This is a genomic window from Chitinophaga sp. 22620 (assembly GCF_052044405.1).
Classification (GTDB): Bacteria; Bacteroidota; Bacteroidia; order Chitinophagales; family Chitinophagaceae; genus Chitinophaga.
This window is the reverse complement of sequence record NZ_JBQEMV010000001.1, coordinates 2,281,344-2,300,676: the sequence shown is the minus strand read 5'-3', so window position 1 is coordinate 2,300,676 and position 19,333 is coordinate 2,281,344. Positions and strand designations below refer to the sequence as shown.

Below are 19,333 nucleotides of genomic sequence, written 5' to 3'. Positions count from 1 at the left end.
TTGTATTTTTGTCCGATTAGGTTATTATAATATATTATTACAATATGAAATTCACCTATTACGGCCATTCCAGCTTTGCGGTGGAAATCAAGGGCAAAAAGATCGTATTCGACCCCTTTATCACGCACAACGAGCTGGCCCGTTCAATAGATGTAAGTCGTATTGAAGCGGATTACATTTTTGTATCGCACGGGCATGCGGATCATGTGGCGGACCTGATGGACCTGGCAAAACGTACCGGCGCCACCGTAGTGGCGGCTTTTGAGGTTACGGAATGGGTAAAGAAGCAGGGGCATGAGAAAGTTCACCCGCTGAACACCGGCGGCAAATGGGCCTTCGATTTCGGGACGGTGAAATGCACCGTGGCGCATCACAGCAGCGGCCTGCCCGACGGCAGCTACGGCGGCAACCCGATGGGCTTCATTTTCATCACGGACGAAGGTAATTTCCATTACAGCGGCGATACCGCGCTCACGTTCGATATGGAGCTGATCCCCCGCTGGGCGAAATTAAACTATGCCATCCTGCCTATTGGCGACAACTTTACGATGGGCGTGGAGGATGCGGTAATAGCGGCGGAGTTCATAGAATGCAGCAAGATCATCGGCGTACATTACGACACCTTTGGTTATATCACGATAGACAAAGCGGATGCGGTACGCCAGTTTGAGGCGGCGGGGCTTACCCTGCTGCTGCCGGCGATCGGAGAAACTATTGACGTTTAATTATTCCTATTATCCTATTCAACCTTAGAATTTTAAGAAAGAACAATGGCAAGAATCATCGCAATCGCCAATCAGAAAGGAGGCGTGGGTAAAACCACCAGCGCTATCAACCTCGCCAGCAGCCTGGCCGTATTGGAGTACAAAACACTGCTTGTAGACGCGGATCCGCAGGCCAACAGCACCACGGGGCTGGGCTTCGACCTGCGTAATATCCAGCAGAGCCTGTACGACTGTATGGTAAACGACGTGCAGGCGCGCGACGTGGTACTGGAGTCCGACACGCCCAACCTGAAAGTGCTTCCCTCCCATATAGACCTGGTAGGCGCGGAACTGGAGCTCATCAACCACCCCAACCGGGAACGGGTGATGAAGCAGGTGATCGATCCTATCAAGGACGAGTACGATTTCATTATCGTGGACTGCTCTCCCTCCCTGGGCCTGATCACCGTGAACGCCCTCGTGGCTTCCCATTCCGTGATCATCCCCGTGCAATGCGAATTCTTCGCCCTTGAAGGTCTGGGCAAGCTGCTCAACACCATCAAGATCGTGCAGAGCAGGCTGAATACGGACCTGGAAATTGAAGGCATCCTGATGACGATGTACGACGGGCGCCTGCGCCTCAGCAACCAGGTGGTGGACGAGGTGAAACAGCATTTCGAGGAAAGCGTGTTCAATACCATCATTCACCGCAACACCAAGCTGGGCGAGGCGCCGAGCTTCGGCAAATCCGTGATCATGTACGATGCCATGAGCACCGGCGCGATCAATTACCTGAACCTGGCAAAGGAAATACTGCAAAAGCATAACTTTACCAAGATCAAATCAGAAGATAAAATCCTTGCAATAAACGATGACCAATCCGAGTAAGAAAGAGGCGTTGGGGAAAGGCATCCGCTCGCTGCTACAGAACATAGACACAGACCTGAAGCAAACCACCAACGCTTTGGGCGAACAGGTGGTGGCCCAGGCTACCGGCATTGAGCGGATCCCGCTGGACCAGATTGAGATCAATCCCAAGCAGCCGCGCCGGGATTTTGACGAGCAGGCTTTACAGGAGCTGAGCCAGTCCATCAAACTGCACGATATCATCCAGCCGATCACGGTTTCCCGCATCGGCAAAAAATACCAGCTCATCGCGGGCGAACGCCGCTTCCGCGCCAGTAAGATGGCCGGACTGAAGGACATCCCCGCATACGTTCGCCAGGCCAACGACCAGGAGCTGCTGGAACTGGCCCTGCTGGAGAACCTCCAGCGCGAAAATCTCAACGCGATCGAGATCGGCCTCAGCTACAAACGCCTCATGGAAGAGGTGAGCCTCACCCAGGAGCAGGTAGCCGAGCGCATGGGCAAAGAACGCAGCACCGTTACCAACTACATCCGCCTCCTCAAACTCCCGCCGGACATCCAGGTGGCCGTGCGCAACAACAAGCTGAGCATGGGCCATGCCCGTACCCTCATTGGCGTGGAGAACGTGGAAAAACAACTCTACATTTTCGGCGAGATCATGAAGAACGGGCTTTCCGTACGCCAGACGGAAGAACTGGTACGGAAAGTGAACCATATAGACAAAGGGAATAAAAAACCCGTCAAAAGCAGCCTGCCGCCCGCTTACCAGAAGATCCAGGACAACCTGGCCACTCACTTCTCCACCAAGGTACACCTGGACCGGAGCAAGACCGGTAAAGGCAGCATCAACATTGAATTTTACTCAGACGAAGAGCTGGACGCAATCCTGGAAAAATTATCATTATACGGTGAAAAATAGAACAGGGTACCTGGTATTGACCCTCTTGTGCCTGTTCCTCCTACCCGCGATCAACAGCCAGGCACAAAGGGATACGCTCATCACCCGGCAGCTGAAGGATTCGGCCGCAAGCCTCCGTGCCTCGGGAAAGGACACCCTGAGCCCGGTTTCCGTTACCGATACCCTGCTGGCCAATTACAAAGCCCTGCACAGCCCCCGCAAAGCCGCTTTTTATTCAGCCGTACTGCCCGGGCTGGGCCAGATCTACAACCGCCAGTATTGGAAAGTACCCCTCGTATACGCCGCCCTTGGCGTCAGCACTGGGGTATTCATCTGGAACATGGACAAATACAAGGAGTTCAGGGACGCTTACCGTATACGGATAGCCAACCAGGACAACCCGGATTTCAACGATAAATACGAAGGCCTTTATACAGACAGCGACCTGCGCTACCTCCGCGACGCATACCGCCAGTACGTGGACTATTCCGTGCTCGTGTTCGTGGCCGCTTATGCGCTCAACATCGTGGACGCCACCGTGTTTGCGCACCTGCGGCAGTTTGATATCAGCGAGGACCTTAGCATGCGCATAGGGCCCCGCCTGATCAACAACCGCACCCTCGGCGTCGGGATCAATATTTCCCTCAGCCCCCGCAGGAACAAGCTGAAAGGCCTTGCACTCAGATAAATCACCTTATTTACACAGATATGAAAATAGCATTGATCGGATACGGTAAAATGGGCAAAGCCATTGAAGCCATCGCCCAGAGCCGCGGACACGAGATCGTTCACCGCATAGACATCAACAGCCCGCAGCTGCTGGAAAAAGAACAGCTTTCCCAGGCAGACGTGGCCATTGAGTTCACCACCCCCGAAACCGCCTACCACAATATCCTCAAATGCTTCGACGCCAATGTGCCCGTAGTGTGCGGCACCACCGGCTGGCTGGATAAACTGCCGCAGGTGAAGGCCGAATGCCTTGAAAAACACCAGGCATTCCTGTACGCCAGCAATTTCAGCATCGGCGTGAACATCTTTTTTGAGCTGAACCGCCGCCTGGCCGAGCTGATGGCTACCCAGCCCCAGTACAACGTGCACATGGAAGAGATCCACCACACCCAGAAGAAGGACGCGCCCAGCGGCACCGCCATTACCCTGGCGGAGCAGATCGTGGAGCTGCTTCCAGGCAAAAAAGCCTGGGTGAACGAACATTCCAGCAACCCCGAAGAGCTGTACATCGAATCCCGCAGGGTGGATCCCGCGCCGGGCACGCACATCATCAACTACCACTCCCCGATCGACGATATTACCATCATTCACACCGCCCATTCCCGCGAAGGCTTTGCTGCCGGCGCCGTTACGGCTGCCGAGTGGCTGAAGGGCAAGAAGGGCATTTTCACCATGAAAGACGTGCTGAGCCTGTAAAGGTTCGTATAGCGGTTGCCGGGCCCGCCTCAAAACGGCAGCTTTTTGTTATATTTGTGTTTTGGGAGTGCAAAAAATAAGGAGCATCAACGACTATGTTGTCTAAAAAAACACAATATGCGTTCCACGCATTAATTTACCTGGCGGAAAATGTTGACAAAGGCCCTATCCTGATCTCTGAGATCGCGGCTGAGAAGAGCATTTCCATTAAATTCCTGGAAAATATACTGCTTGAATTGAAGAACGCCGGTATTTTAGGAAGCAAAAAAGGCAAGGGAGGCGGTTATTACCTCATGCGCACGCCGAAGGAGATCCCGCTGGCGCGCATCATCCGCCTGCTGGACGGTCCTATCGCCCTGCTGCCGTGCGTGAGCCTCAACTACTACGAACGCTGCGAGAACTGTAAAGACGAAGCGGTTTGCGGCCTTCACGAAGTGATGAGCAGGGTAAGGGACGCCACCCTTAAATTACTGGAAAACAAATCCCTTAAAGACATTCTGACCAGGGATTAACATCGTTATATGGGTTTATAAGCAGGGAAAGGCCATGGGTCTTTCCCTTTTTTTGTTAATGAAGGTTTCCAAACCTCGTCAAATGTTAATGGAGCCCGTTTTAAAAATACTTATAACTAGGTATTGTAAAGCGGTTTCAACTCCCATAACTTTGTGTCTACCAACGTACTAGGTACTGATACACCTGGAAAATCACCTTACCAGGTATACCTGTTGCACAGGAAATAGCGGCCCGGCCCCTACCCTTGTTAACGCGTATACTTTTTTTAAAATCGCATTTCAGAGAGTTTGATGATAACGTTCCCCAGGAAAGTTGCAAGAGCCCCGGATCCGGGGCTCTTCTTTTTACAACTGCCTGCTAACAGCCTGGTTTTCAATTTGTACCTTCCCCGTTTTTTCGCTTCTCCAATAATTTTCCCCACACGCTTATTTTAGTCCATCTTTTTTATAGGTTTTATGTATTTTTGCTGTCAGGCAACGAGAGGAAGTTTTATGAAAGATTTAGCAGGGCTGGTGGCCCAACAAAAGGATATTGCAGCAGGAATACGCATATTAACAGAAGAATTCCCCGGCGCAGTCGCTTTTTCCACTTCATTCGGTCAGGAAGACCAGGTGCTGGCAGACATCATCTGGCGCAACCAGCTGCCGGTGCGCGTGTTCACGCTGGACACCGGCCGCCTCTTCCAGGAAACCTATGACCTGATGGACCTCACCCTCGCCCGCTACAAACAACATTTCGAGGTGTACTTCCCGGAAACCGCGGCCGTAGAAGCCCTGGTAAAGGAAAAAGGCCCTAACAGCTTTTACGAATCGGTGGAAAACCGCAAGGAATGCTGCCACATCCGTAAAGTAGTTCCCCTCAACCGCGCCCTGCAAGGCACAAAGGTCTGGATCACCGGCCTGCGCGCCGAACAGAGCGAGAACCGCCAGGATATGCCCGCGCTGGAGTGGGATGAAAGCAGGCAGTTGTGGAAATACAACCCGCTCATCCACTGGACCTTCGATGAAATGATGGCATACCTGAAAGAACACAATGTGCCGTACAACAAACTGCACGACAAAGGTTTTATCAGCATCGGCTGCGCACCCTGCACCCGTGCCATAGAACCGGGGGAACATCCCCGCGCCGGCCGCTGGTGGTGGGAAACATCGAAAAAAGAATGCGGCTTACACAGTAGTTGATCAAGTATAATAGCAAGATAATGAGTAGTATTCAATGGCAATTCCCGCGGGCCCTGGAAGATGAGGCCATCTACATCCTCCGCGAAACCGCTGCGCAGTTTGAAAAGCCCGCCATCCTTTTTTCCGGCGGCAAAGACTCTATCACCCTCGTACGCCTGGCCCAGAAAGCCTTTCACCCGGGAAAGATCCCCTTTCCCCTGCTGCATGTAGACACCGGCCATAACTTCCCCGAAACCATCCAGTTCCGCGACTGGCTCGTGGAATCCCTCGGCCTGGAGCTGATCGTACGGAATGTGCAGGACAGCATCAACCAGGGAAAAGTAAAGGAAGAAACCGGCAAATACGCCTCCCGCAACGCGCTTCAAACCGTTACCCTGCTGGATGCTATCGAAGAGCTGAAGTTCGACGCCTGCATCGGCGGCGCAAGGCGCGATGAAGAAAAAGCCCGCGCCAAGGAAAGGATCTTTTCCGTGCGCGACGAATTTGGCCAGTGGAACGCCAAAATACAACGCCCCGAACTGTTCGACCACCTGAACGGGAAGATCAATATCGGCGAAAACGTGCGTGTATTCCCCATTTCCAACTGGACAGAGCTGGATGTGTGGAATTATATCCGCGAAGAAGAACTTGCCATCCCTTCCATCTATTTCTCCCACGAGCGTGAGATCATTGAGCGCGACGGGATGTACTGGCCTTATTCAGAATTCCTGAACACGACCGAAGAAGAAGTGCCCTTCCGCACCAAAGTACGCTTCCGCACCGTGGGCGACATGACCTGTACCGCTGCCGTATTGTCTGAAGCAGACAAGCTGGAAGACATTATCACGGAAATACTTGCCGCCAAGATATCCGAAAGGGGCGCGAGGATAGACGACAAACGTTCCGAAGCCGCGATGGAAAAACGCAAACAGGCCGGATACTTTTAATCACCACGAATTTTTTTGACAACATGGACGTTTTACGTATAACCACCTCCGGTAGTGTAGATGATGGAAAAAGCACCCTCATCGGGCGCCTCCTGTTCGACACCAAATCCATCACCCAGGATAAAATGGAAGCGCTCACCGCGGCCAGCAAACGCAAGGGGCTTGATTTCACCGATCTCTCCCTGCTCACCGACGGCCTGATCGCCGAACGCGAGCAAGGCATCACCATCGACGTGGCGCATATCTATTTTTCCACGCCCAACCGCAAATACATCATCGCCGATACGCCCGGCCACTTTGAATACACCCGCAACATGGTGACCGGCGCTTCCACCTCCCAGGTTTCGCTCATCCTCATCGATGCGCGCAAAGGTATCGTGGAGCAAACCTATCGCCACTTCTTCATCGCCTGCATGCTGCGCATCCCGCACCTGGTGGTGTGCATCAATAAAATGGACCTGGTGGATTACGACGAAGCGCGTTACAACCAGATCACGGAAGATTTCCAGCAGCTGCTGAAAGGTTCTTTCTACGAGGGAAAAGAAGTGAAGATCGTTCCCATGAGCAGCCTGTACGGCGAAAACGTGGTGACCAGCACCGAAAAGATCAGCTGGTACAAAGGCCTGCCCCTGCTGGAATACCTTGAGAAGATCACTTTCGATGAAGACGACCGCCAGCATCCCGCGCGTTTCCCCGTGCAATACGTGATCCGCCCGAAAACCGAGCAGTACCACGACTTCCGCGGCTTTGCAGGTAAAGTTGCCAGCGGCAGCTTACACGTAGGCGAAGAGATCGTTTCCCTGCACAACGGCCAGCGCAGTAAAATAAAAAGCATCGAAAAGTTTGAGCAGCAGCTGCCTGCGGCGCATGCCGGAGACAGTGTGGTGATCACGCTGGAAGACGAGATCGATATCAGCCGCGGAAACATACTCGCCACGCCAGGCAGGGTTCCCGAAGGCCGCAAGGACTTCATCGCGCAAATATGCTGGATGGACCAGCAGAAACTGACGCCCGGGAAAACCTACCTGCTCCAGCACGGCGCCAACCGCATTAAAGCGAAAGTGCAGCAGATACTGGGCGTAACCGAGGTAACCACCAACCGTACGGAAGAAAAAGCGGACATGGGCCTGAACGACATCGGGCGCATTTCGCTGAAGACCGCCCAGCCTGTGTTTGCGGACCCGTACGCAATAAACCCGGCTAACGGCACGTTCATCCTGGTGGACGAATTCAGCAACGCCACCGTAGCCGTTGGATTCATAGATTAAGGACCATCTGTCAACTAAAATAAAAAAGCCGGTGCAGCATTGCCCGGCTTTACTTTTTTACATCGCCTGTAAAGTCAATTCCCCTTGGCCATACGGGTTTCAGGTTTCTCCGGCTCTGCAACGTCCAGCCACACCAGCTTCACATCCTTCCTGCTTTCCGGTATGCGCTTCAGCGTTACCAGCCTGCGTTTCCCCGCATCGTAGTCTGCAATGGAAAACATGGCCACCTGCCTGTCTTCCGGCGCAAACACCAGGTTGCGCCCGGGGATGGTCTCCTCTCCTTCCAGCTGGTAAAAATACCCCTGACAGTTGCTGATCTCCCTGATGGCAGGCTGTTTGCCGCGTTCCAGCAGCTTGTGTTTCTCGTCCAGGTCGTTGATAAGGATGTAACCCGGGATGTAGGTGAAAAATTTATACCGGTCGTTCCAGTTCAGCTTTTCCTGCACGTTCTCGCGGTTCTTCAGGTAAAAAGGTTTCATGATCACGCCCTGGTTGATCTGCCGCTTGGGGATCATCCAGCTGTTCAGCTCCTTGCCTTCCGCGTTAAAATCCACCACCGCCACATTGGCCAGCACGGTGCTCACCACGGTGGGCGTGTTGTTCATCATGCGCACGTGGTTGTCCAGCTCCTCGAATACGATGGCATAAGACCCGTCGTGCTTGATGAAAATATTCTGCGGCACGCCGGCGTATTCTTCCTTCGGGCCGAATACTTCCAGGCTTTTGCGGTTCACTTTATCGAGATAGATCTCTTTTGAATAAGAAACATTCATGCTGTGCAGCTTCACGGTGGCCAGGTAGGTGGTGGTCCTGGAAGTTTTCTTTTCATCGTCCTTTACCGCCTGCATCAGTAAAAGCTGGCCCGTATGCGGGTTGTATTTGATGAATCCGCCCACCGTATTCAAACCTTTCGGGAATTTCAGGTCGTGGAAAGAAAAGAATATCTTCCCTTTTTCGAGGGTGGCGAGCTTCATCACCGTACTGTCCTTATCCACGGTTCTATGTTCTTCCATGCCCAATATGCAAAGCTGCTCCTCGCCGATCACCGCCATATCCCAATATTGGAAAGGCACTTCATTGTCAAAATTCCGGAACCGCGCGCGGCTGATCTCGCGGTGCCCCGCCCCGAAATGCACGATCTGGTAGCCGCCGTCCGCTTCTTCGTCCGTATTAAAATACATCCACACGGCATAACTTTCGCTCCAGGGGTCTTTGATGACGAGGAAGTCCGAGGCCGTGTTCACTTTCTTTTTACGAAGATTCACCTTGTCCAGGTCGGCGATCACCGAATCTTCCTGCAACTGCCCGGTATGTCCGTTGACGGTGAGCCGCCGCATAACGGGATGTTTCTGCGTACGGTCGCTGATGAACAGGGCTGCGTTGCCACCGGCTTCAAAAGCAGCGTCGAGGTTGCCATTTTTATAAGAGGCCCAATTGATGACGGAAGGCAGCGTATCTATCCGCCGGTGGGCAGAATCGAATAGCTGTATGGCGAGGCCCTGGCGGGCGGTGTAATGCAGGAATAGCGTATTGCCGTTCTTCAGCTGGAGGATGCGGGCGGAACCGTCTTCCGGCTCCTGGAACGCCGGGCTTTCGGCCACGGTGGTAAACTGGGCATGCGCGGGAATGGCGAACCATGCCAGGAGGTACAGGATAGTGGTTTTTCTCATCGGTTTCATAGGGATGTATGCTGTAAATATATATAAAAATCACCATACATTTGATATAAAAAAAGCCTTCCGGTTGGGAAGGCTTTGGTATAAAAAGAAGTTGATATCACATCCCTTTCTGCGTTTTCAGGTTTTTGAGCATATCTGCCGTCATTTTCGGCAGATCGAACTCGGGTTTCCAGCCCCAGTCCTGCCCTGCGAGCTCATCATCAATGCTTTGCGGCCATCCGTCCGCGATCTGCTGGCGGTAATCCGGTTCGTAGCTGATGGTGAAAGTGGGGATATGTTCTTTGATGGCAGCGGCGATCTCTTTCGGGGAGAAGCTCATACCGGAAAGATTATAAGCGGAACGTACCTTGATGCGCGCGCTGTCTGCCTCCATCAGCTCGATGGTGGCACGGATGGCGTCGGGCATGTACATCATGGGCAGATAGGTATCTTCTTTCAGGAAACATTTGTAGGACCCTTCTTCCAGCGCATCGTGGTAGATCTCCACCGCATAGTCCGTTGTACCGCCGCCCGGGGCCGACTTGTAGCTGATGAGGCCGGGGTAACGCAGGCTGCGTACGTCTATGCCATAGCGGGTGTTATAATATTCGCACCAGCGCTCGCCGGCGAACTTGCTGATCCCGTAAATGGTGGTGGGCTCGATGATCGTGTGCTGGGGCGTTTCCTGGCGGGGGCTGTTGGGTCCGAATACGGCGATGGAGCTGGGCCAGTAGATCTTGTCCAGCCCTTCTTCCTTCGCGATATCCAGCACATTCAGCAAGCTGGCCATATTGATATGCCAGGCCAGCAGCGGGTTCTTTTCGCCGGTGGCGCTCAGGATGGCGGCCAGGAGATAGACCTGGGTAATGTTGTGGCGGATCACGAGCACATGCAGCATTTCCTTGTTCATCACATCCAGCGACACATAGGGGCCGGTGCCTTTCAGCAGCTCGTGCTCCTCGCGGAGGTCTGATGCAACTACATTGTTATCGCCATACATTTTACGCAGGGCGAGCGTCAGTTCCACGCCTATCTGTCCGCATGCGCCAATTACCAGGATCTTATCTTTCTTCATATGGGAGGTTGTATAGATTTGTGCTCAAATTTAATTTCAAGTCGCAATATTACCTGAATTGCCACTGCAAACAATGACAATACAATAACAATTTGAACCCATTGCTGTTCGGATTCGTAACCTGCCCATCAGCCTTAACCGGAAATACGCTAATTTTGCGCCATAAAAACCTGGAACGGGTTCTACCCGGTGAATAAAAAGGGCCGGCAGGGAACAAATAAACCCCGGATCATGGGTTATCCGACAAACAAAAAAGACAAAACAGCACTGATGGCTAATACTTTAAAAGCACTGTTCAAAGAACAATACAATCCTGAAAACTTCTTTCTTATCGCAGGCCCCTGCGTGATCGAAGACGAAGACCTGGTGATGGGCATAGCGGAAAAAGTTTCCGCGATCTGCAAAAGGCTTAATATTCCTTACGTATTCAAAGCATCGTACCGCAAGGCCAACCGTACCAGCGTTAATTCCTTCACCGGCATCGGCGACGTGGAAGGGCTGGACCTCCTGCAAAAGGTCGGGCAAACCTTCAACCTCCCTGTTACCTCCGATATCCACTCTGCCGCGGAAGCCGCTATGGCTGCCGCTTACGTGGATGTGCTGCAGATCCCCGCATTCCTCTGCCGCCAAACGGACATCCTGGTGGCCGCCGCGGATACCGGCAAATTTGTGAATGTGAAAAAAGGACAGTTCCTCAGCGGCGAATCCATGAAGTTTGCCGTTGAAAAAATACAGCAGGCGGGCAACAAACATGTGCTGCTGACGGAAAGGGGCACCACTTTCGGTTACCAGGACCTGGTGGTGGACTACCGCAACATTCCCATCATGAAAGGCCACAATGTGCCCGTGGTGATGGACTGCACGCACTCGCTGCAGCAACCCAACCAGCCCGGCGGCGTTACCGGAGGCAATCCCAAAATGATCGGCACCATCGCCAAGGCGGCCATTGCTACCGGCGCGGATGGTTTGTTCATAGAAACCCATCCGGACCCTTCCTGCGCGAAGTCCGACGGCGCCAACATGCTGCAGCTGGACCTGCTGGAACCCTTGCTGGAACAGCTGGTGCGCATCCGCGAAGTAGTGGTGAAACAATAAGGAAAAATGCATTCATAACAAGGCAGGACCAGCAATGGTTCTGCCTTTTTGCGTTTTTAAATCTGACGATTTTCCAGTAAATTCATACCACACTAAAAATAGCACCATGATTAATTTGCATCAATTAAAAGCAGGTGATATTGTGCTGGCGAAGTTCGAAGAACAATTGTCCGAAGGCAAAGTACTGGAGCTGGACCTTCCGGCAAACCAGGCATGTGTATTGAACCAGGCGGGCCAGGATAACTGGTACGGCCCTGAAGACCTTTTCCCCATCCCCCTCACGGATGAACAGCTCGAGAAGCTCAAGTTCAAAAAAACGGAAGAAGCGCCCATCAACGGCAGCGGCCAGGCGTGGGTACGCGGCCCTTTCACTGTGCTGCTGCAGGACGGGGAACAACCTCATACCATCCTCCATTACCGGGACGAGACCCGGAACATCGCGGGCAGCTTAATGGTGCATGAACTGCAGAATCACTACCAGGGCATGACGCTCTTTCATCTTGAATAAAACGAATTAAAAAGCCGCCCCGGATACCAGGACGGCTTTTTTTCTAACCGGAAATCAATCACTTCTGCAACCTGATCGTATCCACGGTGGTCACCTGACCAAGGGAAACGGTCACCCCGTCTTTCACGAACTTTTTGAACAGTGTATCAGTAGGAATATAATGCAGGGAGTAAGTACCTGCTTCCAGCCCGCGGATGGTATAACCGCCGGCAGCCGTATAGGTGCTGGCAATCGTATCCGGCCCCTGGATGGCTATCACAGCCGTCTGCACCGAATCGGGCAGCACAAATCCTTTGAGGTTGCCGCCTACCGCCGTCAACACGGTGCGGATCACCGGTTTCAGGATGTATTTGCCGCTGTTCCCCGCTTCTACAATGGATTTGGCCACATCAAAATCGAGCGTGAGCTTGTTGATAATACCGCCTACAACAGGCTGGTGGATGTTCAGCTTGAGGCCGGACTGCTGTGCGCTGGGAGTGGTCAGCATCAGTTTTTCCCCGCGATTGGTAATAATGTAATTGTTGTCTCCCAACACCAGGCGGATCTGGCTCAGTTTGCCGGAAGGAATCTCGGCATCCGCCAGCAGCGTATCTTTGTCGTTCACCAGGTCCAGCAGGTTGTACATGCCGGCTTTTACGCCCGCCAGGGGCGTCCAGTTCTGGTCATCCGCATCGGAAATGTTGAACCGGATCTCTTTTACATCGATCCATACTTCTTTGTAGTCTCCCGGATCGTCGGTCAATGCAATTTGCAGCCGGGCTGTTTCTGAACCGTTGCCATCGTTCTTGTTGCAGGATGAAAAGCTTGCAAGACTCCCGAGCACAACTGCGCCCAGGGCCAGGTTTTTCAATTTGATTGTCATCATATACTTGTTTATGGTTTGCATTTCTCGTGCACGCACTTACAAGTTAGATGGGGACTTCCATGAAAAGTTTAATGAACAGATTATTTTTTCTAAAAATGTGTATAAGTAGCTGGCACCGTTAGAGATAACGCAGGGGATTGCGGCGTGCGTTCATAATATAATTCTTGATGTTCATCCAGAATGCAAGGATCATATACACGATGAGGGGGGAACCCATCGCGAGAAAAGTGGCATAAATGAAAAATATCCGGATCCGTGAGGTTGCGATGCCGAGTTTATTTCCCAGGGCGGTACAAACGCCGAAAGCCTTCCATTCCACAAAGTCTTTGATCTTGTTCATCATTCGTTATTTGCAGGGAGACCTCGCATGCTCAGTCTCATATGTCAAATTTATTCCAAATCTGGGTAAATAACAAAACAATTCTACGCTTTGGGCCTCAGGCTTAACTTTAAAAACTTTACGAAAATGATTAACTTCGCCGTGCAATTTTTAACGTAATAGCTCTTAAATTATTTATTTCCATGGTGTTTGATATCGACATGATTAAAAAATTGTATGCGGCACTGCCGGGTAAAGTGGAAGCTACCCGTAAACTGTTAGGTCGCCCGCTTACACTGGCTGAAAAGATCTTATATGCTCACCTGTACGCTCCTGCCGCTACATCTTTTGAAAGAGGCAAATCCTACGTGGAATTTGCCCCGGACCGTGTTGCCATGCAGGATGCGACAGCGCAGATGGCCCTTTTGCAATTCATGACCTGCGGCCGCGCATCCGTGGCGGTTCCTTCTACCGTTCACTGCGATCACCTGATCCAGGCGAAAACGGGCGCTGCTGAGGACCTTGCTACCGCTATCGACACCAACAAGGAAGTTTACGATTTTCTCGCTTCAATTTCTGATAAATACGGCATCGGTTTCTGGAAACCCGGCGCGGGTATCATTCACCAGGTGGTGCTGGAGAACTATGCGTTCCCCGGCGGCCTGATGATCGGTACGGACTCCCATACCCCCAACGCGGGCGGTCTGGGCATGCTTGCCATCGGTGTGGGCGGCGCGGACGCGGTAGACGTAATGGCCGGCCTGGCATGGGAACTGAAAATGCCCAAGCTGATCGGTGTGAAGCTGACCGGCAAGCTCAGCGGATGGGCTTCTGCCAAAGACGTGATCCTCCGCGTAGCGGGCATCCTCACCGTTAAAGGCGGTACAGGCTGCATCGTGGAATACTTCGGCGAAGGGGCAGACAACCTGAGCGCCACCGGTAAAGGCACCATCTGTAACATGGGTGCCGAGATCGGCGCTACCTGCTCTGTATTTGCTTACGACACCAAGATGAGCGACTACCTGAAGATCACCAGCCGTGCGGAAGTAGCCGCCCTGGCAGATGGCGTAAGGGAACACCTCCGTCCTGACGAAGCCGTATACGCAGATCCCTCCAAATTCTACGACCAGGTGATCGAGATCAACCTGGACGAACTGGAGCCTTATGTGAACGGTCCTTTTACGCCGGACCTGGCTTGGCCGATCTCCAAATTCGCGCAGGCAGTAAAGGAAAACAACTGGCCCGAAAAGCTGGAGGTAGCCCTGATCGGTTCCTGCACCAACTCCTCTTACGAAGACATCAGCCGTTCAGCCTCCCTGGCCAAACAGGCGATCGATAAACAACTGAAGGTTCAGTCAGAATTCACCATCACTCCCGGTTCTGAGCTGGTACGTTATACCATCGAAAGAGACGGGCTGCTGGATACATTCGACCAGATCGGCGGTGTGGTGCTGGCAAACGCCTGCGGCCCCTGTATCGGTCAATGGGCCCGTCACATCGACGATCCCAACCGCAAGAACTCCATCATCACCTCTTTCAACCGCAACTTCGCCAAACGTAACGACGGCCTCGCCTCTACCCACGCGTTTGTTGCCTCTCCCGAGATCGTGACCGCGCTGGCTATCGCCGGCAGCCTGTCCTTCAACCCGCTGACGGACACGCTGAAGAACGTGAACGGAGAAGATGTGAAGCTGGATGAACCCACCGGTTTTGAACTTCCTCCCAAAGGTTTCGACGTGAAAGATGCCGGTTACCAGGCTCCTGCTGAAGACGGCAGCGGCGTACAGGTGATCGTATCGCCCACTTCAGACCGCCTGCAGCTGCTGGCGCCGTTCTCTGCATGGGAAGGCGTTGACCTGAAAGGCCTGAAACTGCTCATCAAAGCAAAAGGCAAGTGCACCACGGACCACATTTCCATGGCAGGCCCCTGGCTGAAATACCGCGGCCACCTGGACAATATCTCCAACAACATGCTCATTGGCGCGGTGAACGCGTACAACGACAAAACAGATACCGTTAAGAACCAGCTGACCGGCGAATACGGCGCCGTTCCCGCCACACAGCGCGATTACAAAGCCGCGGGCATCGGTTCTGTGGTAGTGGGCGATGAGAACTACGGTGAAGGATCCAGCCGCGAACACGCAGCTATGGAGCCCCGCCACCTCGGCGTTCGCGCGATACTGGTGAAATCTTTCGCACGTATCCACGAAACCAACCTGAAAAAACAGGGTATGCTGGCGCTCACTTTCAACGATAAGGACGATTACGAAAAGATCCAGGAAGATGACAGCGTCGACATCCTGGGCCTCACCGAATTCGTTCCCGGCAAGCCGCTCACCGTGGTGCTGAACCACAAGAACGGCACGCAGGACGCTATCACCGTGAACCACACCTACAATGAACAACAGATCGAATGGTTCAAAGCAGGCGGTGCGCTCAACGTGATCCGCGCCCAGTTTGCAGCTGCAAAACAGAATTAAGCAGATTTAATTCAGATATTGAAACAGGCTGTTCCGTAAGGAACGGCCTGTTTTCGTTTGTACGGTACCGTTACTTCCTGAATTTGGCAATGGACTGGTAATTGCAGGTAATAAGGCTCGGGATAATATGGTAAAAAAACAGCAGGAACGGGACTTCCAGCCAAATAACCATGGAGCAACCATACCGCCCGCCGGGATAACTTCTTTATCATAATCATATGTTAAAGTCTCTCGGGAACAGCGCTGTAAATCCCTTCTCTGGCCCACTATTTGCAAAATCATTCCCTATACGCTCACCTTCATCCCCATTGTGCCAGTATGCAGATAGACGAGATCAAAAACTACTGGATGCTGCTTTCTGAGCGCAGCACAGCGGATTACAATACATCCGGGCCCGCTATTGACAGGATCATCCGTCAATACGGCGCCAGCGGCCGTTACTACCATAACACCGGGCATCTCAGCGATCTTATCTGCTTCCAACAACAATACGCGCCCATGATCATGGACAACGACAGTATGATCTACGCCATTTATTTCCATGACCTCATATACCGGGTAACGCGGAAGGACAATGAACTGAAAAGCGCCGAAGAAGCCGCCGCCTACCTCACGAAGATCGGTTACCCGGAAGATAAAACACAGAAGGTCTACCGCTTCATTCTCGCCACCGCAGGCCACCAGAACCCGCTGGCGGATCCCGACCTGGATTTCCTGCTGGACTTCGACCTGCACATCCTTGGCGCGCTGCCGGACCGCTATGACGCCTATACGAAACAGATCAGGAAAGAATTCGACATCTATCCCGGCTTCATGTACCGCAGGGGGCGCAAAAGAGTATTGCAGCACTTCCTGGCGCAGCCGGGCATTTACCGCACTTCCATTTTCCGCGAAAAGTATGAATTAAAGGCAAGGGAGAACCTTGAAAGAGAGCTGGAGTCGCTTTGATCAGCGGCCGAAAATCCCAGGCAGAATGGTTTTCTTTAATTTGAAACGCTTTACAATGCTGAGGCGCAGGTTGCCTGTCCCGAACGTCTGGTTGGTGCGGGGCACGGGCGTTCCTCCGAGTGTAGCCATATCCGTATAATGCACACCGAAATAATAATAGCTGGAATTATACCCTGCGGCAAACCTTACCGTGTTATTGAGCTGCCAGTTGAAACCGCTTTCACGGGGACGGGCGCCGTTGAAGCGGAAAACGGTACGGTTGGCGCCGGCGCTGCCGGTCAGTGAAGCCGTCACGAAGAAATGTTTCGCGATCACCAGCGTGTAGGCGTAACCGGCGTTTACGGCAAGGCTTAATTGTGAGGTGCGGGTGAAGGGAAGACCGTCGTAAAAGCCGTCTGCCAATGCCTCTGGGGGCGCCAGGGCGGAATCCCCCCGCATTTCCCATATGAATATTTCAGCGCCTGCAAGGAAAGAGCCGGCGCTTTTTTTCTGGTATTCGTTCTGAAGAAATGCGGCGCGGTAAGAGAAACGTTTGTCGTTGAAAATGTACTGCACATTCAGGCCGAGGTCGCGGTTAATGATGTCCGGCCGGAAGGAAAGCGCCCGTTGGGCAATGGCGTTGCTCACTCTCTTAGCCGCCTCAGCCTCGTAAAACCCTTCGTAGTACTGCCCGTAGAAATCCACAGCCAGCTTGCGCAGGTATAGGTGCGACTGAAGATCCAGGAATTTTGTTTTGCCGTATTTATCATCATCATCGTTAATGAAAGGAAGGTTAAAGGCGAAATTGACTCCCAGCCATTTGTAATTAAAACCGAAACCCACGTTGTTGTTGGCATTGGGGCGGTAATGCACCACTTCGTCGATTTCTTTGTCCCGTATGTTCCAGTAAGTGTATTTGCGGGAGCCCAGCAGCCTCACGGTGAGGTCGTTCGCATGGTCCTCCACGTAATTGCTGTCATTGTCCGTACGCAGCCATTCAAGAATAGGATGGTCCTGGGCCTTCACGGCGCCTGAACAGAACAATAGGATCCCTATCGATGCAAATACGGGTAATTTCATAAACAGTCTGTAGGTCCTTTAAATATACGATCAGTCCGGCAATTCGATCACTTCAAGATTCTTGATGTCTCCGTTCAGCAGGTCGAAGCGCACGAGCGTTTTTACTTTATGCCAGCCCTGCTTCCCGCAGGCGCCGGGATTAATATGTAACAATTGTAATGCCGGATCGGGAATTACTTTGAGAATATGGGAATGCCCGCTGATAAAGAGTTTCGGCTGCTTCTGCCGGATGTATGGTTTTATTTCGGGCGTGTACCTGGGAGGATATCCCCCGATATGTGTCATCCACACCCTCACGCCTTCACAAACGAACAGCGCATGTTCGGGATAGCGCGCTCTCAGCTCATGCCCGTCGATATTGCCGTACACGGCCCTGAAAGGCTTAAAGGCCTCCAGCTGGTCCGCCAGCTCGGTGTTGCCGATATCGCCGGCATGCCATACCTGGTCTACGTTTTCAAAATAATGGAACACTTTCGGATGGAGGTACCCATGCGTGTCAGACATCAAACCGATCTTCATCCTGCGAATGTAGAAAAACTATCTTGTAAAATAGTTCATCACCACCTCGAACACCAGCGACGCCGCGAGCTTTGCCGTACGCTGGTCCTGGTCCAGGGAAGGGTTCAGTTCGGCGATGTCTGTGCCGGCCAGCTTGCCGCTCCGCAACACGGTTCTGAAACAGTCCAGGAAAAGCGCGTCGGGCACGAGGCCGTTGTAGGCGGTGGCGCTTACGCCGGGCGCATAGGGCGCGGCAAATACGTCGAGGCAGGTGGTGAGGTAGATGCGGTCCGTCCGTTGGATGAACGCCTGGATGGCGCCGGTCAGCTGGTCGTGGTACTTCTGCTGGAACAACGAGGCGGGCAGGTGATCCGCGCCAAAACTTTCCGCGGCCTGGAACAGCTTCGGCGTGTTACTGTTCCGCTGGATGCCCAACGCGAGGTAATGAAAGGGAATTCCCTCCCCATGGCGCTCCTGCGCTATTTGCCAGAAGCCGGTACCGGAGCTGGGGCCGTTCTCATCAGGCTCCCTTATATCGAAATGCGCGTCGAAGTTGATAATGCCGGTCTGCTGGCCGTTGAAAAAACGGCGGATGCCTTTTTCGTGCCCATATGCCACTTCGTGCCCGCCGCCGAAGACCACCGGCAGGTAACCGGCTTCCAGTATATGATTCACCGTGGCTGCCAACGCTTCCTGCGACATTTCGAGCTGGCCGTCTTCGCAGGTAATGGTTCCCGCATCGGCCAGAATATGCCCGCTGAAGTGCACGGGAAAGCTGGAACAGGCCTTCCGTAAAGCGGCCGGCCCGTCTGCCGCGCCGGTTCTGCCCTTGTTCCTGCGCACGCCTTCATCTGAAGCGAAGCCCAGGAATGCAATGCCCTTCTGCCCCGCGGCCAGCGGCGGCAAAGGGTTCCGGCTCAGGTCTGCAGGCTGTACGGCCTGGTGCCAGCGAAGCAGGCCCGGCTCCTCCCCATCCACTCTTCCCTGCCAGCTGCCCGGCGCCGGCGGCTGATAACATACCAATGTCATAGGTGCTTGTTTTTTTG

At 53.1% G+C, this 19,333-nt stretch carries 20 protein-coding genes; 13 read left to right on the top strand and 7 right to left on the bottom strand.

Features of this window, described 5'->3' with window-relative positions:
- The first annotated feature begins 44 nt into the window (after positions 1-44).
- The 9 genes from ACTJIK_RS09470 to ACTJIK_RS09430 all read left to right on the top strand — a co-directional run bounded on the left by ACTJIK_RS09470 (position 45) and on the right by ACTJIK_RS09430 (position 7,782).
- On the top strand, positions 45-725 hold the full coding sequence (locus ACTJIK_RS09470; RefSeq protein WP_440646121.1) for a metal-dependent hydrolase: 681 nt from the start codon (positions 45-47) through the stop codon (positions 723-725).
- A gap of 45 nt (positions 726-770) precedes the next feature.
- The gene (locus tag ACTJIK_RS09465) at positions 771-1,592 is read left to right on the top strand and encodes a ParA family protein (protein WP_440646120.1); all 822 of its coding nucleotides are present in this window, start codon (positions 771-773) and stop codon (positions 1,590-1,592) included.
- The gene (locus tag ACTJIK_RS09460) at positions 1,576-2,490 is read left to right on the top strand and encodes a ParB/RepB/Spo0J family partition protein (RefSeq protein WP_440646119.1); all 915 of its coding nucleotides are present in this window, start codon (positions 1,576-1,578) and stop codon (positions 2,488-2,490) included. The genes ACTJIK_RS09465 and ACTJIK_RS09460 overlap by 17 nt, the downstream gene beginning before the upstream one ends.
- Positions 2,480-3,157 (top strand): DUF5683 domain-containing protein, encoded by a 678-nt coding sequence (locus ACTJIK_RS09455; RefSeq protein ID WP_440646118.1) that lies wholly within the window; start codon positions 2,480-2,482, stop codon positions 3,155-3,157. The genes ACTJIK_RS09460 and ACTJIK_RS09455 overlap by 11 nt, the downstream gene beginning before the upstream one ends.
- A gap of 20 nt (positions 3,158-3,177) precedes the next feature.
- Entirely contained in the window at positions 3,178-3,894 is a 717-nt protein-coding gene (dapB, locus tag ACTJIK_RS09450; protein WP_440646117.1) for a 4-hydroxy-tetrahydrodipicolinate reductase, read from the top strand.
- 95 nt (positions 3,895-3,989) lie between these two features.
- Positions 3,990-4,406: an RrF2 family transcriptional regulator gene (locus tag ACTJIK_RS09445; RefSeq protein ID WP_440646116.1), complete on the top strand. Its 417-nt coding sequence runs from the start codon at positions 3,990-3,992 to the stop codon at positions 4,404-4,406.
- A gap of 492 nt (positions 4,407-4,898) precedes the next feature.
- Positions 4,899-5,588 (top strand): phosphoadenylyl-sulfate reductase, encoded by a 690-nt coding sequence (locus ACTJIK_RS09440; RefSeq protein WP_440646115.1) that lies wholly within the window; start codon positions 4,899-4,901, stop codon positions 5,586-5,588.
- A gap of 20 nt (positions 5,589-5,608) precedes the next feature.
- A complete protein-coding gene (gene cysD, locus ACTJIK_RS09435) occupies positions 5,609-6,514 on the top strand; it encodes a sulfate adenylyltransferase subunit CysD (protein ID WP_440646114.1) in 906 nt (301 codons plus the stop codon).
- 23 nt (positions 6,515-6,537) lie between these two features.
- A complete protein-coding gene (locus ACTJIK_RS09430) occupies positions 6,538-7,782 on the top strand; it encodes a sulfate adenylyltransferase subunit 1 (protein WP_440646113.1) in 1,245 nt (414 codons plus the stop codon).
- Positions 7,783-7,856: 74 nt separating this feature from the next.
- On the opposite strand, the gene ACTJIK_RS09425 is transcribed toward ACTJIK_RS09430, so the two are convergent.
- Positions 7,857-9,461 carry a hypothetical protein gene (locus ACTJIK_RS09425; protein ID WP_440646112.1) on the bottom strand — a complete coding sequence of 535 codons (1,605 nt, stop codon included), beginning with the start codon at positions 9,459-9,461 and terminating at the stop codon, positions 7,857-7,859.
- 97 nt (positions 9,462-9,558) lie between these two features.
- The gene (locus ACTJIK_RS09420; protein ID WP_440646111.1) at positions 9,559-10,515 is read right to left on the bottom strand and encodes an NAD-dependent epimerase/dehydratase family protein; all 957 of its coding nucleotides are present in this window, start codon (positions 10,513-10,515) and stop codon (positions 9,559-9,561) included.
- A gap of 231 nt (positions 10,516-10,746) precedes the next feature.
- Between ACTJIK_RS09420 and kdsA the strand changes: the two genes are divergently transcribed.
- The gene (gene kdsA / locus ACTJIK_RS09415) at positions 10,747-11,610 is read left to right on the top strand and encodes a 3-deoxy-8-phosphooctulonate synthase (RefSeq protein WP_440646110.1); all 864 of its coding nucleotides are present in this window, start codon (positions 10,747-10,749) and stop codon (positions 11,608-11,610) included.
- Positions 11,611-11,716: 106 nt separating this feature from the next.
- Positions 11,717-12,118: a hypothetical protein gene (locus ACTJIK_RS09410; RefSeq protein ID WP_440646109.1), complete on the top strand. Its 402-nt coding sequence runs from the start codon at positions 11,717-11,719 to the stop codon at positions 12,116-12,118.
- A gap of 58 nt (positions 12,119-12,176) precedes the next feature.
- Here the strand turns inward: ACTJIK_RS09410 and ACTJIK_RS09405 are convergent, their stop codons facing one another.
- Together ACTJIK_RS09405 and ACTJIK_RS09400 are read right to left on the bottom strand one after the other, a co-directional pair.
- Entirely contained in the window at positions 12,177-12,983 is an 807-nt protein-coding gene (locus ACTJIK_RS09405) for a DUF4382 domain-containing protein (protein ID WP_440646108.1), read from the bottom strand.
- Between the two features lie 118 nt (positions 12,984-13,101).
- Positions 13,102-13,326 carry a PspC domain-containing protein gene (locus tag ACTJIK_RS09400; protein ID WP_440646107.1) on the bottom strand — a complete coding sequence of 75 codons (225 nt, stop codon included), beginning with the start codon at positions 13,324-13,326 and terminating at the stop codon, positions 13,102-13,104.
- A 179-nt stretch (positions 13,327-13,505) separates the two neighbouring features.
- Here ACTJIK_RS09400 and ACTJIK_RS09395 point away from each other — a divergent pair, with 179 nt between their 5' ends.
- Complete coding sequence (locus ACTJIK_RS09395) at positions 13,506-15,782, top strand: aconitate hydratase (RefSeq protein ID WP_440646106.1); 2,277 nt, start codon at positions 13,506-13,508, stop codon at positions 15,780-15,782.
- 318 nt (positions 15,783-16,100) lie between these two features.
- Positions 16,101-16,730 carry an HD domain-containing protein gene (locus ACTJIK_RS09390; RefSeq protein ID WP_440646105.1) on the top strand — a complete coding sequence of 210 codons (630 nt, stop codon included), beginning with the start codon at positions 16,101-16,103 and terminating at the stop codon, positions 16,728-16,730.
- On the opposite strand, the gene ACTJIK_RS09385 is transcribed toward ACTJIK_RS09390, so the two are convergent.
- The 3 genes from ACTJIK_RS09385 to hutG are packed head-to-tail and all read right to left on the bottom strand — an operon-like array spanning position 16,731 to position 19,316.
- Entirely contained in the window at positions 16,731-17,789 is a 1,059-nt protein-coding gene (locus tag ACTJIK_RS09385) for a DUF4421 domain-containing protein (protein WP_440646104.1), read from the bottom strand. It lies immediately after the preceding gene.
- A 30-nt stretch (positions 17,790-17,819) separates the two neighbouring features.
- The gene (locus tag ACTJIK_RS09380; protein ID WP_440646103.1) at positions 17,820-18,308 is read right to left on the bottom strand and encodes a metallophosphoesterase family protein; all 489 of its coding nucleotides are present in this window, start codon (positions 18,306-18,308) and stop codon (positions 17,820-17,822) included.
- Positions 18,309-18,326: 18 nt separating this feature from the next.
- Complete coding sequence (gene hutG / locus ACTJIK_RS09375; protein WP_440646102.1) at positions 18,327-19,316, bottom strand: formimidoylglutamase; 990 nt, start codon at positions 19,314-19,316, stop codon at positions 18,327-18,329.
- Positions 19,317-19,333: the final 17 nt, after the last annotated feature.

Coding starts and splice junctions, on each gene's coding strand:
- ACTJIK_RS09470 (WP_440646121.1), top strand. CDS start 45: ATGAAATTCACCTATTACGGCCATTCCAGCTTTGCGGTGGAAATCAAG.
- ACTJIK_RS09465 (WP_440646120.1), top strand. CDS start 771: ATGGCAAGAATCATCGCAATCGCCAATCAGAAAGGAGGCGTGGGTAAA.
- ACTJIK_RS09460 (WP_440646119.1), top strand. CDS start 1,576: ATGACCAATCCGAGTAAGAAAGAGGCGTTGGGGAAAGGCATCCGCTCG.
- dapB (WP_440646117.1), top strand. CDS start 3,178: ATGAAAATAGCATTGATCGGATACGGTAAAATGGGCAAAGCCATTGAA.
- ACTJIK_RS09445 (WP_440646116.1), top strand. CDS start 3,990: ATGTTGTCTAAAAAAACACAATATGCGTTCCACGCATTAATTTACCTG.
- ACTJIK_RS09440 (WP_440646115.1), top strand. CDS start 4,899: ATGAAAGATTTAGCAGGGCTGGTGGCCCAACAAAAGGATATTGCAGCA.
- cysD (WP_440646114.1), top strand. CDS start 5,609: ATGAGTAGTATTCAATGGCAATTCCCGCGGGCCCTGGAAGATGAGGCC.
- ACTJIK_RS09430 (WP_440646113.1), top strand. CDS start 6,538: ATGGACGTTTTACGTATAACCACCTCCGGTAGTGTAGATGATGGAAAA.
- ACTJIK_RS09425 (WP_440646112.1), bottom strand. CDS start 9,461: ATGAAACCGATGAGAAAAACCACTATCCTGTACCTCCTGGCATGGTTC.
- ACTJIK_RS09420 (WP_440646111.1), bottom strand. CDS start 10,515: ATGAAGAAAGATAAGATCCTGGTAATTGGCGCATGCGGACAGATAGGC.
- kdsA (WP_440646110.1), top strand. CDS start 10,747: ATGGGTTATCCGACAAACAAAAAAGACAAAACAGCACTGATGGCTAAT.
- ACTJIK_RS09410 (WP_440646109.1), top strand. CDS start 11,717: ATGATTAATTTGCATCAATTAAAAGCAGGTGATATTGTGCTGGCGAAG.
- ACTJIK_RS09405 (WP_440646108.1), bottom strand. CDS start 12,983: ATGATGACAATCAAATTGAAAAACCTGGCCCTGGGCGCAGTTGTGCTC.
- ACTJIK_RS09400 (WP_440646107.1), bottom strand. CDS start 13,326: ATGATGAACAAGATCAAAGACTTTGTGGAATGGAAGGCTTTCGGCGTT.
- ACTJIK_RS09395 (WP_440646106.1), top strand. CDS start 13,506: ATGGTGTTTGATATCGACATGATTAAAAAATTGTATGCGGCACTGCCG.
- ACTJIK_RS09390 (WP_440646105.1), top strand. CDS start 16,101: ATGCAGATAGACGAGATCAAAAACTACTGGATGCTGCTTTCTGAGCGC.
- ACTJIK_RS09385 (WP_440646104.1), bottom strand. CDS start 17,789: ATGAAATTACCCGTATTTGCATCGATAGGGATCCTATTGTTCTGTTCA.
- ACTJIK_RS09380 (WP_440646103.1), bottom strand. CDS start 18,308: ATGAAGATCGGTTTGATGTCTGACACGCATGGGTACCTCCATCCGAAA.
- hutG (WP_440646102.1), bottom strand. CDS start 19,316: ATGACATTGGTATGTTATCAGCCGCCGGCGCCGGGCAGCTGGCAGGGA.